Origin of the sequence: Pseudooceanicola aestuarii (genome assembly GCF_010614805.1) — a bacterium.
Lineage (GTDB): Bacteria > Pseudomonadota > Alphaproteobacteria > Rhodobacterales > Rhodobacteraceae > Pseudooceanicola > Pseudooceanicola aestuarii.
This window is the reverse complement of record NZ_JAAFZC010000001.1, coordinates 646,886-659,930: the sequence shown is the minus strand read 5'-3', so window position 1 is coordinate 659,930 and position 13,045 is coordinate 646,886. Positions and strand designations below refer to the sequence as shown.

The following is a 13,045-nucleotide window of genomic DNA, read 5'->3' as shown; positions in this document are numbered from 1 at the left end:
GGTAAGATGTTGACGACTGCCCCCCTGTTGGACGCCGGCGTGGACCCCGCCCCGGTGGAGAAGATCGCCGCAACAGGCGACATGCCGGCGCTGCTGGTCTGCGAACACGCCGGACAGGCGGTGCCCCGGCGGCTGAACGGCCTGGGGCTGACCGCGCAGACCCTGGACCTGCATGTCGGCTGGGACGTGGGCGCCGCCGCGGTGACCCGCCGAATGGCGCGGCGGCTGGGATGTGCCGCGGTGTTGCAGCGCTATTCGCGGCTGGTGATCGATTGCAACCGTCCGCCGGATGCTGCCGATGCGATCCCTGCCGTGTCCGATGGCGTGCAGGTGCCGGGAAACCGCGACCTGTCCGCCGCGCAGCACGGGGGCCGGGTGGCGGAGATCTTCCAGCCCTTTCACGAGGCCGTGCTGGCCGCCCGCGCCGCGCCGCTGTCGGTGATGCTGTCGATCCACAGCTTCACCCCTCGCCTGGCCGCGACCGGGGCGCTGCGGCCCTGGCATATCGGCTTTCTGGGGCGGCGGGACTTGCGCAGTTCGGAACGGCTGATGGAGGTCATCGCCGGGCTGCGCCCCGATTTCGACCTGGCGTTGAACGAACCTTATCAGATCGACGACGACAGCGACTGGTTCGTGCCCCGCCATGGCGAAGCCTCGGGGCTGCCGCACAGCCTGATCGAAATTCGCCACGACCTGATTGCCACCGAAGCCGGGCAGGCGGAGATCGCCGATCTTCTCTGCGATGCCGTGACAACCTTTCTGGAGACCGGATGCTGACCCGAGACATTCCCCTAGATCCAAGCGCCTCGGCCCTGCTGTTCATCGATGTGCAGAACTTTTCGGCCCGGCGTGACGGGGGCGAATTCGCCCATCTGTCCCCCGAGACGTTTCAGGCCCAATACGGCGCCTTCTTCGACCAGTTCGAGGCCGAGACCCTGCCCAACATGCAGGCCCTGCGCGCCGCTGCCCGCGCCGCCGGGGTGGAGGTGATGTACACCACCATCGAAAGCCTGACCAAGGACGGCCGGGACCGCAGCCTGGATTACAAGATCACCGGCTTCAACGTGCCCAAGGGATCCTGGGACGGCAGGCCGCTGGACGCGCTGGCCCCGGAGGAGGACGAGATCTGGCTGCCGAAGACCTCTTCCTCCGTCTTTGTCTCCACCCATATCGACTATGTCCTGCGCTGCCTGGGCGTTCGGCAGATCGTCCTGTCCGGCCTGCTGACCGACCAATGCGTCGAAAGCGCGATCCGCGACGCCTGTGACCTGGGCTACCTGGTGACGCAGGTGACCGACGCCTGCCTGACCTACACGCCCGAACGCCAGGCCAATTCCATCGCCACGATCAAGGGATACTGCCGTCAGGTCACGACCAGAGAGCTGATCGAAGAACTCGAAGGAGCATCCGCATGAGCCTGCACCAGAAGATCTGGGACGAGATCGACACCAATCCCGACCGCGTCATTTCCCTGACGCAGGAGATGGTGCGCATCCCCTCGGTGAACCCCAAGTTCGAGACGAAACAGGGGCTGAACAACGAAACCGCCGTTGCCGCGCTGGTGGAGGACCGGCTGAAATCCCAGGGCTACCAGACCGAAAGCTGGGAGGTCTTCGAAGACCGGCCCAACGTGGTGGGCAGTCTGCCCGGCACTGAGGATCGCAGCCTGATCCTGTGCGGTCATATCGACACCGTGCCGGTGGGCAATGCCGCCAACTGGACGGTGGACCCCTTCGGCGCCGAGCTGCGCGATGGCCGCCTGTACGGGCGGGGCAGCGTGGATATGAAGGCCGGGCTGGCCGCCTGCATCGCGGCGGTGGAATCCATCAAGGCCGCCGGGATAGAGCTGGAGGGCCGGGTATCGATCCACGCCGTGGTGGACGAGGAAGCCGGTGGTTTCGGCGCCATGGATGCGGTGAAGAAGGGGCACCTGGCAAAGAACGCGATCATCGCCGAACCCACCTGGGACAAGGTCGTTCCGGCGGAGGGCGGGCTGGAATGGGTGCGTGTCACGCTGATCGGGCGCTCCGGCCATGCCGGAATGCGCTACAACGACATCTTCCCCCAGCCTGATGTGCCCGGCCGCCTGATCCCGGCTGTCAACGCGATCGAGATCGCGGCACGGTTCCTGGCCGCGCTGAAGGAATTCGAGGCCTCGCGCTGCCGCACCAATTACCACCCGCTGTGCCCGCCGGGCCTGTCCACGATCAACCCCGGCGTCATTCACGGCGGTGTCGGCATCGGGGACGACGGCTTGCCCTTCATCCGCACCAACCCCGCGATGACCCCGGACCGGGTGACGCTGGATCTGGACCTGAAATTCCTGCCCAACGAGACATCCGCCGAAGTCCGCGCGGAGTTCGAAGCCTTCGTCGCGGCCTTCGCCGCGCTGGACCCCTGGACCCGCGCCCACCCGCCCGAAGTGACCTGGGAACTGGGCGGCCTGCATTTCCCGCCGATGGATACGCCGGTGGACCATCCCATCGTGACCTCGTTGGTGGGCCACCATTCCACTCTCGCCGAGACGCCCGAGGTGCGCGGCTTCGACGCCGTGACCGATGCCGCCCATTACGCCGGCGCCGGGGTGGATGCCTGCATCTACGGCCCCTCGGGCGACGGGTTTCATGGCGACAACGAATATGTCGACGTCGCCTCTCTGCATCGCAGCACCAAGGTGATCGCGGCGGCGATCCTCGACATCTGCGGCACCCGCTAGGGCGGGGCGCACAAGAAAGCCGGGAAACGGCACGCACCCACACACAGCACCAACAAGGAGAGCCAACATGCCTACCCGAAGAAATCTGATCACGGCCAGTATCATGGCCCTGACGCTGGGGCTGCCCGCCCTGGCGCAGGCCGAAACCGTCAAGATCGGCGTGCTGGCGCCGGTATCCGGCCCGGCGGCCGCCGATGGCCAGGAGATGGTGAACGGTGCGCAGCTGGCGGTGGACGAGCTGAACGCCGCCGGCGGCATTGCCGGCTACACGTTCGAACTGGCCGTGGGCGACGCGGCCGACCAATCCGCCGCCTCTGTCGCGACGGCGGCGGAGCGGCTGCTGGGCGACCGGGAAATGGGCGCCATCGTGACCGGCTATGCCTCCGGCTCCAATTTCGAGATCGAGATCATGGCCGAGATGGAGATGATCTATCTGGTCTCCGCGAATTCCTCCCAGACCCGCGACATCATCTCCGAAGACCCGGAGGCTTTCCCGACAATCTGGTCCTTCACCCCGTCCTTTGACGCCTACAATACCGGTGTGGTGCCGGTGATCGACCGGCTGGGCGACGGCACGATCGAACTGCCGAACAAGAAGGTTGCGATCATCTCCTCGGACAACCCGTATTCCAAGACCATCGCAGAAGGGCTGGTGGACAGTTTCGGCGCAGCCGGATGGGAGATCACGGTGAACGACCTGGTGCCCTTTGGCGAGGTCGGCGACTGGCGCGGCTTTTTGGCCAAGGTACGGCAGGATCCCCCGGCGGTGGTCATCAACACCGACTACCTGTCGGGCAACGCGGCCGCCTTCATGTCGCAATTCATGGAACAGCCGACCGACAGCCTGGTGTTCATCCAATACGCCCCCTCCGTCCCGGAATTTCTGGACCTGACGCAGGAGGCAAGCTCTGGCGTGCTGTATAACCTGCTGGGGGGCGTGTTGCCCGTCAGTGCGTCCGAACGCGCAAACAAGGTCGTCTCGGCCTATGTGGAGGCCTACGGCAACGAGCCGGGAACCTACGGCCCGATGCTTTACGAGGAAGTCATGCTGTATGCCGATGCCCTGAAGGCGGTCGGCGACCCGCAGGACCGTGTGGCCATCGGCGAATACATCGGGTCCGCCAGCAAGGAAACGGCAGCCGGGCTGATCGAATTCGATCCCGAAACCCACCTGGCGGTGCAGGGCGATGCGCATATCCCGTTGCAGTTCTACCAGATCCAGGATGGCAAGCGGGTTCTCTTTGCGCCCGAAGGCTATGCCAACGGCGCATTCATGACCCCGCCGTGGATGGACTGACCTGACATGCCGGACCCGATACTCGAACTCTCAAATGTCACCAAGACTTTCGGCGGGCTGACGGCCGTCAACGACGTCGGCTTTCAGGTCAGGCGCGGTGAAATCTTCGGGGTCGCGGGGCCGAACGGGTCCGGCAAGTCGACGATGTTCAACTGCATCACGGGCATCCCCTTTGGTCCGACCCGGGGGGATATCCGGTTCAAGGGCGCGCCGATCCACAATCTGCGCCCGCATCAGATCTTTCGCCGGGGTCTGTCCCGCACCTTCCAGAAAGATGCGGAATTTCCCGACCTGTCGGCCCGCGAAACCACCGCGCTGGGCGCCCATTTCGCCGCCGGGCTGCGCGGTGGCGCGATGCGCGACGCGACCGAAGAGGCGCTGGACCTTGTGGGGTTCGACCCCGTGCGCCGGGACATGGAGACGGCCGACCTGTCCGTCTACCAGAAGAAACAGCTGATGATCGCCTCGGCGTTGGTGACACGCCCCGACATCCTGATGCTGGACGAACCGGCCTCTGGCCTGACCCGCCCGGAAATCGCGGAGCTGGACGCGCTGCTGCTCAGGGTGAACCGGCATGGCGTGACGATCCTGATCATCGAGCATGTGCTGGGTCTGCTGCTGTCGGTCAGCCAGCGGTTGCTGGTTCTCAACCACGGCGCCGTCCTGATGGAGGGCGATCCGCAGACCGTCATCCGCGACGACCGCGTCGTCGAAGCCTATATCGGAGGGGCCACCGTATGAGCCGACTACTGGACGTCAGCGGGTTGCAGGCGGGCTATGGCCAGATGCCGGTCCTGCACGGCATCGACATCCATGTCGACGCGGGCGAGGCAATCGGCCTGTTCGGTCCCAACGGCCACGGCAAGACGACGCTGCTGCGCGCGGTGTCGGGCCTGCTGCGGGTCAGCGCCGGCACGATCACCTTTGACGGGCGTGACATCACCCGTGCCAAGCCGTCGGACATTGTCGCGGCCGGGCTGGTCCATGCGCAGCAGGGCAACACCCTGTTCGGCGACATGGGCGTGGAAGAGACGCTGGAGCTTGCCGCCTTCAACCGCCGCGCGCGGACCGGATGGCGCGACCGCATGGCGGAGGTGCACAGCCTGTTCCCCCGCCTGGCAGAGCGGCGGCGGCAATCGGCCCGGACCCTGTCCGGCGGGGAGCGGCAGATGCTGTCCATCGGTTGCGCGCTGATGTGCAACCCACGCCTGCTGATCCTGGACGAACCCACGCTGGGCCTGTCGCCCCGCCTGAAGGGAGAACTGCGCGACGCCATCGCCGCCATCGCCGAAAGGGGTATCCCCCTGATCGTCGTCGAACAGGATGTGGAATTTCTGCTGGCGCTGTCCAGCCGGCTCTATCTGGTGGAGCAGGGCGAGGTGGTCAACGAAATCGACAAGGCCAACGCGCCGGATCATCAGGAGATCATGGATATGTATTTCGGCGAAGGGGCCCGATGATGGATGGCGTTCTGATTCCAACGCTGGTGTCCGGGCTGCTGCTCGGGTCGCTTTATGCGCTGATGGCCTCCGGCCTGTCGCTGGTCTGGACCACGCTGGGGGTGTTCAACTTTGCCCATGGCGCGCTGATGACCCTGGGAGCCTATGTCGCCTGGACGGTCACCGAACCGCTGGGTCTGGGCCTGTTTGCCGGCATCATCGCGGGCATCGGCGCCGCTGCCCTGGCGGGCGTGCTGATCGAATGGTTGCTGGTGCGGCCCTTCTACGAAAGCCGCAACATGATGCTGATCACGGTGATGACGACGCTTGCCGCATCAACCATCATCGAGCGGGGCAGCTCCATGATCTGGGGTCCGCGGCTGAAGCAGCTGCCGCGGGTCATCGACGGCCAGGTCAACATCCTGGGCGCGCCGGTTTCGGCCCATGAGGCGCTGATCATCGTATTGGCGCCGATCGTGCTGCTGGCGCTGTGGTGGTACACCGGGCGCACCCGGTCGGGCCGGTCCCTGCGCGCTGTGGGCCAGAACCAGGACAGCGCCGCGCTGATCGGGATCGACGTGCCGCGCACCTTCTCGCTGGCCTTCGGATTGTCGGCGGCGCTGGCGGGGCTGACAGGTGTTCTTCTGGGGTCCATCCGATTTGTCACGCCGGGGCTGGGGGCCGATCCGCTGGTCAACGCGATGATCGTGGTGATCTTCGGCGGGCTGGGCAGCCTGGGCGCCACCGCCGGTGCCGCCTATGTCATCGGCTTCTTCGAGGCGCTTCTGGTCCTGTGGCTGGGACTTTACTGGACGCCATCGGTGCTGTTCGTGGCGCTGATCTTCATTCTGGTCTTCCGGCCGAACGGACTTTTCGGGAAAGCGTCATGACACGAAATCACTGCCTTTTCGCGCTGGCCGGGCTGATCCTGCTGCTGCTGGTCCCTTTCGTCTTTACGGACAGCTACACGCGCCATGTCTTCATCGTCGCCTTCATCTACGCCACGGTGGCGGCCAACTGGGATCTCAGCCTAGGGATCGGGGGCCTGTTCAACTTCGGGCACCTCGCCTTCTTCGGGATCGGGGTCTACACCGCCGCGATGCTGACCAGCCACCTGGACCTGTCGCCCTGGCTGGCGATCCTGGCGGGCGGGGCGACGGCGGCCGGGGCCGGGCTGTTGATCTCCCTTCCCGTTGCGCGGCTCAAGGGGATCTACGTCGTGCTGGTCACCTTTGCCTTCGGGCAATTGTGCATGCAGATCGTCCTCAGCCAGGGGGATCTGACCGGCGGGGCCGAGGGGCTGGTACGGCTGCCCTACCTGAAGCTGGGTGACTACAACTTCATCCGCGATTTCAAGTTCGCCTATTACTACGTCGCCCTCGGCCTGCTGACCCTGTCGGTCATCGCCCTGCTGTTCATCGCCAGATCGCCCTTCGGCCTGTCGCTGCGGGCGGTGCGGGACAACCCGGAATATGCCCAGTCGCGCGGAATTTCCGTTGCACGGCAGCGCGTGCTGGTCATGGTGGTCTCGGCGGTCTTCACCGGGATAGCGGGCGGGCTTTACGCGATCTATTTCCGCGTCGCCTCGCCCGAGGTTTTCGGGTTCTCCCTCGGAACGCTGATCCTTTCGATGGTGCTGATCGGCGGCGCCGGGTCGATCCTGGGGCCCGTCTTTGCCGCGCTGGCGCTGACCTTCCTGACGGAAGCGATGGCCGGGGTGCGCGGGCTGGAAGAGGCCCGGTTCATCATCGTGGCCGTGGCCATGATCCTTGTCCTGCGCCTGGTGCCCAGCGGCGCAATCGACATCTTCTCACGTCTGACACGGGCGGGCAGGAACAGTTGAAGGAGACCACCATGAAGACCCACTCGATCAAGACCACCCATGGCACCATTGCCGCCTCGGACACCGAAGCCGAGGGCCCCGTGGTCCTGATGATCCACGGCAATTCCTCCTGCCGGCAAGTGTTCCGCAACCAGCTGGACGGTGCCATCGGCACCGAATTCCGGGTCATCGCCTTTGACCTGCCCGGCCATGGCGAAAGCAGCGATGCCCCGGACCCGGAGCGGACCTACTGGATGCCCGGCTATGCCGATGCCGCGATCGAGCTGATGGCCGCGCTGGGCATCGACCGCTACGCCGTGCTGGGCTGGTCGCTGGGCGGTCACATCGGTCTGGAGATGCTGGCCCGGACCAAGGCCATCACCGGCCTGATGATTTCCGGCACGCCCCCCGTCGCGCGGGCGGAGGATTCCATCGCCGCCGGTTTCCGCGCCAGTGAGCATATGCACCTTGCCGGTCAGGAGGCGTTCACCGAACAGGACGTGTCGAACTACGCGCATTCCACGTGCGGACAGAACGCCCCGTTCGAACCCTTCCTGCTGGATTGCGTGGCCCGTACCGACGGGCGCGCGCGGCGGTTGATGTTTGGCCGCCTGCTGGCTCCCGAGGCCGGCGACCAGCAGGAGATCGCGATCAACAGCCCCGTGCCGCTGGCCATCGTGAATGGCGAAGACGATGTGTTCATTCAGAACGATTTCATCGCGGGCCTGCCTTATGCGAATCTGTGGGAAAACACGGTCTACCGGCTGGAAGGCATCGGCCATGCGCCGTTCTGGGAAGTGCCGGACCAGTTCGACCCCTATCTGCGCCGCTTTCTCGGCTCGCTCTGAGCGCGGTTGCGGCGGCCCGGCTCATCGGGCCGCCACCCCACCGTTCGGGGGCCTTCGGATCGCGTCGGGGGACATCGCGACAACGGTCAGGGCGGAAGACCTGGTGATCTCCTCTTGCCGAACCGCAATTCCGGGACTTCGCTGCCGGTCAGGGCAACCGCCCTGGAGCGGGTCGGAAGTTTCCTGTTGTTAACGGTCCGGTCTCTTGGTTTCTATGGCCCAGCCAGGGGGGCCGATCTTGATCAAAATACTGCATACCGCTGACGTTCACCTCGATTCTCCCCTCAGATCGCTTGCCCTGCGCGATACCGCGCTGCACGAGACGGTCGCCGCTGCCTCCCGATCGGCCTTCGTCGGGCTTGTCGATCTTGCCATTGCAGAACAGGTCGCGGCGCTGCTGATCGCCGGGGATCTGTTCGACGGCAAGGAACGCAGCGCCCGGACCGGGGCCTTTCTGATGGCCGAATTGCACCGGCTGGGCGCGGCGGGGATCCGGGTCTTCTACATCAAGGGCAACCACGACGCGGAGAACCCGATCACCGGCACGCTGGACTTGCCCTCCAATGTGCATGTCTTCGATGCCCGTGGCGGCCGGGCGCAGCTGACCGATGACATCTGGATACACGGCGTCAGCTTTGCGGATCGCCACGCGCCCGACAGCCTGCTGCCCCGTTTCAAGGCGCCGGTGGCGGGCGCGGTGAATATCGCGATGCTGCACAGCTCTCTGGGCGGGGCAGCCGGTCATGATGTCTATGCGCCTTGCAGTGTCGCGGAGCTGACCGGCATGGGGTTCGATTACTGGGCCCTGGGGCATATCCACAAGCGGCAGGTTCATTCGGAACGGCCCTGGGTGGTCATGCCGGGCATCCCGCAAGGGCGCGATATCGGCGAGGCCGGCCCGAAATCGGCAACCCTGCTGACTATCGCTGACGGGCAGGTGGCGGTGACCGAAATCGCCACCTCCGTCGTTGAATTCCTGCACGCAGATCTGGACGTGACCGAAGCGCGGAGCGACGAGGCCCTGCGTGAGATGCTGAAACGTCGGCTGACCGCCTTGCGCGGGCAGATCGCCGCGCCCGTCGGGGTGATCCGCCTGACCTTGACCGGCCGGCCGGCGCGCCATTGGCAATTCTTGCGAGACCGCGATGTCTGGGTTGAACAGGCGCATGAATTGGCCGGGGCGGTCGGTGATCTGCGGATCGACAAGCTGCTGTTCGATTTGCTGCCGCCTGAGACCGGCGCGGAAGCAAGCGGCGCCGCCGATGAACTGGCGGCCATAATGGCGACGATCCGTGCGGAACCCGGATTCTCCACCCAGGCGCTGGAGGAGGTGGAAACCGTCCTGCAAGACCTGCCTGCCGCCCTGCGCGCGCGTCTGATTGCGGACGAGGCGGCCCGCGACGCGATGGTGGCGCGGCTGACCCGCGCCGGTGCCGATCTGGTGCTGGCGCAGATGAAGGGGGCCGACAGCTGATGCGGATTCAACGCCTGTCCCTGGACCGTTTCGGCCATTTCACCGACCGGCATTTCGATTTCGGATCGGCAGGCGGTGGCCCCGACTTCCATATCATCTACGGCCCGAACGAGGCCGGCAAGACCACCACGATGGAGGCGGTGTTGCGGCTGTTCTACGGCTTTCCGATGCGCGAGGGCTATGCCTTCAAGCATCCGCGCAACAATCTGCAAGTCTCCGCCACGCTTGAGATCGACGGCGCAACCCGCAGCTTTACCCGGCTGCCCAAGCGCGGCGGCGCGCTGATCGACGAGACCGGCACCGCCCTGCCCGAAGCGGCCCTGTCGGCCCATCTGGCAGGCCTGTCGGAGCAGGATTACCGGCGGCTGCTGTGCCTTGACGACGAGACGATCGAACGTGGCGGCGAGGAGATCGCCAATGCCGAAGGGGATATCGGGCGGCTGCTCTTCTCCGCTGCGGCGGGGGTGGCCGATCTCAGCACCGTCCTGGATGGCGTACGGGAGCGTGCCGATGCGCTGTGGAAAAAGCGCGGGCGCAACACCCGGATGGCCGAGCTGAAACGCGCCCTGGCCGAGGTGGAGGCCGAGATCAAGGACCGCGATGTGACCGCCAGCGCCTGGAAGGGGCTGAAACGCGCGCTGGTCACGGCGCAGGAGGCAGAAGATCGCGCGCGCCGGGATCGCGATGGGCTGAATACGGCAAAGGCCGGGATGGAGGCGCAGAAACGCGCCCTGCCGCTGCTGGCTGAAATCCATGACCTGGAGGCGGCGATCGCGCCCTGTTCGGATGTTCCCGAACAACTGGATTTCGACCCTGAACGCCTGATCGAGCTGCGCAGCGATCGCGGTGTCGCCAGCCAGAACATCGCGCGCCTGACCGAAGAGCTTGCCACCCTTCGGGAGCAGAATGCGCGTGCGCCCGTCGATCCGGGGCTGATCGCGCTGTCGACCGCGCTGGACGACCTCGCGGATCTGGGCGCACGGGACCGGACCGCGCAGCTTGACCTTGAGCGGCGCCAGGACGACCAGAAGGTGGCGCAGGATGCGATGCGCCAGGCGGCACGGGAGCTTGCCATCGCAGTGCCGGACGAAAAGCTGCCTCGGCTGGTGCTGTCCGGCGCCGATATCGCGACACTGGAAACCGCGCGGGAGGCCCTGCGCGCGGCCACTTCGTTGGCGGAGACGGAGGCGGAGGAGGTTGCGGCGCTGCGCGAGCGGGTGCGCATGGCGGAGGAGGCACTACAGGACGTCGTGCCAGCGCAGGACGGTCGGCGGGTTGCGGATGTCCTGCACAGGTTCGACGCGGATCACCTGGCCCCGGCCCATGCGGCCGCGTTGCAGGTCATCACGGCGGCGCGCAGCGCGGCCGACCGCGCGCTCTCCGCGCTTTCCCATGGAGGGGTGACCTTCGAGAAGCTGCCCGCCTGTCCGACGACGCGCCTTCAGGCCAGCGCCTGGGCCGAGCGTTATCAGGAGCTGACCCGCGATCTGCGCGCGACAACGCAAAAGCGCGACGAACACCGGGGCGATGCGGCGGCGCGACGCGCCAAGGCGGAGGCGCTGACCAAAGGGGCGGTGATCGTCCCGGACACCGAGGTCCAGCAGCGGCGCGCCCTGCGCGATGCCCGGTGGACGGCACATCTGGCCGCGCTGGACACCGCGACGGCCACCGATTTTCACGCGGCGATGCAGGCGCATGACACCGCGGTCGAGATGCGCCTGGCCCAGTCCCGCGAACTGGCGCAGCTGCGCGAGATCGCGCTGGCCGAAGCGGAGGCCGACGCCCGCGCCGCCCAGACCGACACGCAGCTTGCCACCCTTGGGGGGGAATGCCGGGCCATCGAAGAAGCGGTCGGCGCGGCGGCCGGGCTGGTCGGGCTGCCCGCCATGACAGCCGCCGAATGGCTGGACTGGGTGACCCGGCACGAGGCGGCTCTTGCGGATGCGATGGCGCTGCGCGAGGCGCAGCAGGCCCACCGGGCCACGCTGCACCGCGCGGAGGATCTGCTCGCGGCGCTTGCGGGGGTTCTGCCTGTACCGCCGACAGACCTGGCCAGCGCCCTGGCCAGCGCCCGCCGCCATGCGGAGGAAGAGCAAAAGCAGGCCGACCGCCGCACCAAAGCGGAGGAGACCCTGAAATTGGCGCAGCGCGACCTGTCCCGGCGCACGGCCCGCCAGGCGGAGGCGGACACACAAAAGGCCGCCGCCGACGCGGCCTGGCGGGCGCGGGTCCGGGAACTGCTGGGCGAGGCGATCGCGCCGGATCATCTGATCGCCTCGCTGGAGCCTCTCCGGGAATTGCGCGAACACGAGAAGGCGCGCGCGGCGGCGGAACGCCGGGTCAGGACGATGCAGGTCGACCAGGCGCAATTCGCCGAAGAGGTCGACAGCCTGGCCCGCGCCCATGCTCAGCAGCCGCAGGCCACGGCCGCCCAGACATATGCCGCCCTGAAGGCCCTGACCGAGGAGGCCCGTACCGCCCGGCAAGCCGGCCGCGCCCGCGACACCGCCATCGAAACCGCCGAGGCGGAGAAAGCCCGGAACCAGCAGAAGCTGGAGGCCATCGACCAGGAGGTTGAGGCCATCGCCGCCGCGTTCCCAGATCCCGCCACCCCGCGCGAGATCGACGCCCTGCGCCAGTTGGTGGCCCGCACCCAGCAGGTGATCGCGAACCGCGACAAGCTGGAGAAACTCAGACGACAGGTCCTGTCGGAGATGGGCATTGCCGAGATCGAGGCGGCGCGGAGGCAACTGGCCGGCACCTCGGTCGCCGCTTTGGAGGCACAGCTGGACAGCAATGCCTCGGACCTCGCGCATGCAGAGGAGATGCTGACGCGGGCGATCCAGGACCGGGTGACCGCCGCACATGCCCTGGCGGAGGTGAAGGGCGACGCCCGGATTGCCGCGTTGGTGGAACGGAAGGCGACGATGGAGCTGGAGCTGGAGGAGACCGCCTTGGCCCATCTTGAACTGTCGCTGGGGCACCGCCTTGCCTCCGACGCCATCCGGCGCTACCGCGACAGCCATCGTAGCGGGATGCTGGCCGCGACGGAACGCTGCTTTGCGACCCTCACGCGGGGGGCCTACCCATCGCTGAGTGCCCAGATGGACAAGGAGGCCGAAGTTCTGCTCGCCGTTGATCGACACGGGGTCAGCAAGCGGGCGTCGGAGATGTCGAAGGGCACGCGGTTTCAGCTGTACCTGGCGCTGCGCGCAGCGGCGCAGGAACAGCTGGTGGCGCAGGGCACCCGGCTGCCGTTCTTCTGCGACGATATCTTCGAGACCTTCGACGAGGCTCGCACCAGCGCCGCCTGCCGGGTCATGGAAACCATTGGCGGGCGCGGGCAGGCCATCTACCTGACCCACCACCGTCACGTTGTGGAGATCGCCCGCGACGTCTGCACCACGCCTCCGGTCATCCACGAGATGTGAGCGCGCGCGCCGTGTCTG

The 13,045-nt window shown here is 66.7% G+C and carries 11 protein-coding genes; all 11 read left to right on the top strand.

Features of this window, described 5'->3' with window-relative positions; genetic code table 11:
• Positions 1 to 6 precede the first annotated feature (6 nt).
• The 11 genes from G5A46_RS03025 (at position 7) to G5A46_RS02975 (ending at position 13,027) form a co-directional block, all read left to right on the top strand.
• A complete protein-coding gene (locus tag G5A46_RS03025) occupies positions 7 to 777 on the top strand; it encodes an N-formylglutamate amidohydrolase (protein ID WP_163847201.1) in 771 nt (256 codons plus the stop codon).
• Entirely contained in the window at positions 771 to 1,415 is a 645-nt protein-coding gene (locus G5A46_RS03020) for a cysteine hydrolase family protein (RefSeq protein ID WP_163847199.1), read from the top strand. The genes G5A46_RS03025 and G5A46_RS03020 overlap by 7 nt, the downstream gene beginning before the upstream one ends.
• A complete protein-coding gene (locus G5A46_RS03015; RefSeq protein ID WP_163847197.1) occupies positions 1,412 to 2,716 on the top strand; it encodes a M20 family metallopeptidase in 1,305 nt (434 codons plus the stop codon). The genes G5A46_RS03020 and G5A46_RS03015 overlap by 4 nt, the downstream gene beginning before the upstream one ends.
• A 67-nt stretch (positions 2,717 to 2,783) precedes the next feature.
• Positions 2,784 to 4,013, top strand: coding sequence for an ABC transporter substrate-binding protein (locus tag G5A46_RS03010; protein WP_163847195.1), 1,230 nt, complete (start codon positions 2,784 to 2,786; stop codon positions 4,011 to 4,013).
• Between the two features lie 6 nt (positions 4,014 to 4,019).
• Complete coding sequence (locus tag G5A46_RS03005; protein ID WP_163847193.1) at positions 4,020 to 4,754, top strand: ABC transporter ATP-binding protein; 735 nt, start codon at positions 4,020 to 4,022, stop codon at positions 4,752 to 4,754.
• The gene (locus G5A46_RS03000) at positions 4,751 to 5,473 is read left to right on the top strand and encodes an ABC transporter ATP-binding protein (protein ID WP_163847192.1); all 723 of its coding nucleotides are present in this window, start codon (positions 4,751 to 4,753) and stop codon (positions 5,471 to 5,473) included. The genes G5A46_RS03005 and G5A46_RS03000 overlap by 4 nt, the downstream gene beginning before the upstream one ends.
• Complete coding sequence (locus G5A46_RS02995; protein ID WP_163847189.1) at positions 5,473 to 6,342, top strand: branched-chain amino acid ABC transporter permease; 870 nt, start codon at positions 5,473 to 5,475, stop codon at positions 6,340 to 6,342. Before G5A46_RS03000 ends, G5A46_RS02995 begins: the two co-directional genes overlap by 1 nt.
• Positions 6,339 to 7,295: a branched-chain amino acid ABC transporter permease gene (locus tag G5A46_RS02990; protein ID WP_163847187.1), complete on the top strand. Its 957-nt coding sequence runs from the start codon at positions 6,339 to 6,341 to the stop codon at positions 7,293 to 7,295. The genes G5A46_RS02995 and G5A46_RS02990 overlap by 4 nt, the downstream gene beginning before the upstream one ends.
• Positions 7,296 to 7,306: 11 nt before the next feature.
• Positions 7,307 to 8,122 (top strand): alpha/beta fold hydrolase, encoded by an 816-nt coding sequence (locus G5A46_RS02985; protein ID WP_163847186.1) that lies wholly within the window; start codon positions 7,307 to 7,309, stop codon positions 8,120 to 8,122.
• A gap of 238 nt (positions 8,123 to 8,360) precedes the next feature.
• Complete coding sequence (locus G5A46_RS02980) at positions 8,361 to 9,596, top strand: metallophosphoesterase family protein (protein WP_204318680.1); 1,236 nt, start codon at positions 8,361 to 8,363, stop codon at positions 9,594 to 9,596.
• Positions 9,596 to 13,027: a YhaN family protein gene (locus tag G5A46_RS02975; RefSeq protein WP_163847182.1), complete on the top strand. Its 3,432-nt coding sequence runs from the start codon at positions 9,596 to 9,598 to the stop codon at positions 13,025 to 13,027. The genes G5A46_RS02980 and G5A46_RS02975 overlap by 1 nt, the downstream gene beginning before the upstream one ends.
• The last annotated feature ends 18 nt before the right edge of the window (positions 13,028 to 13,045 follow it).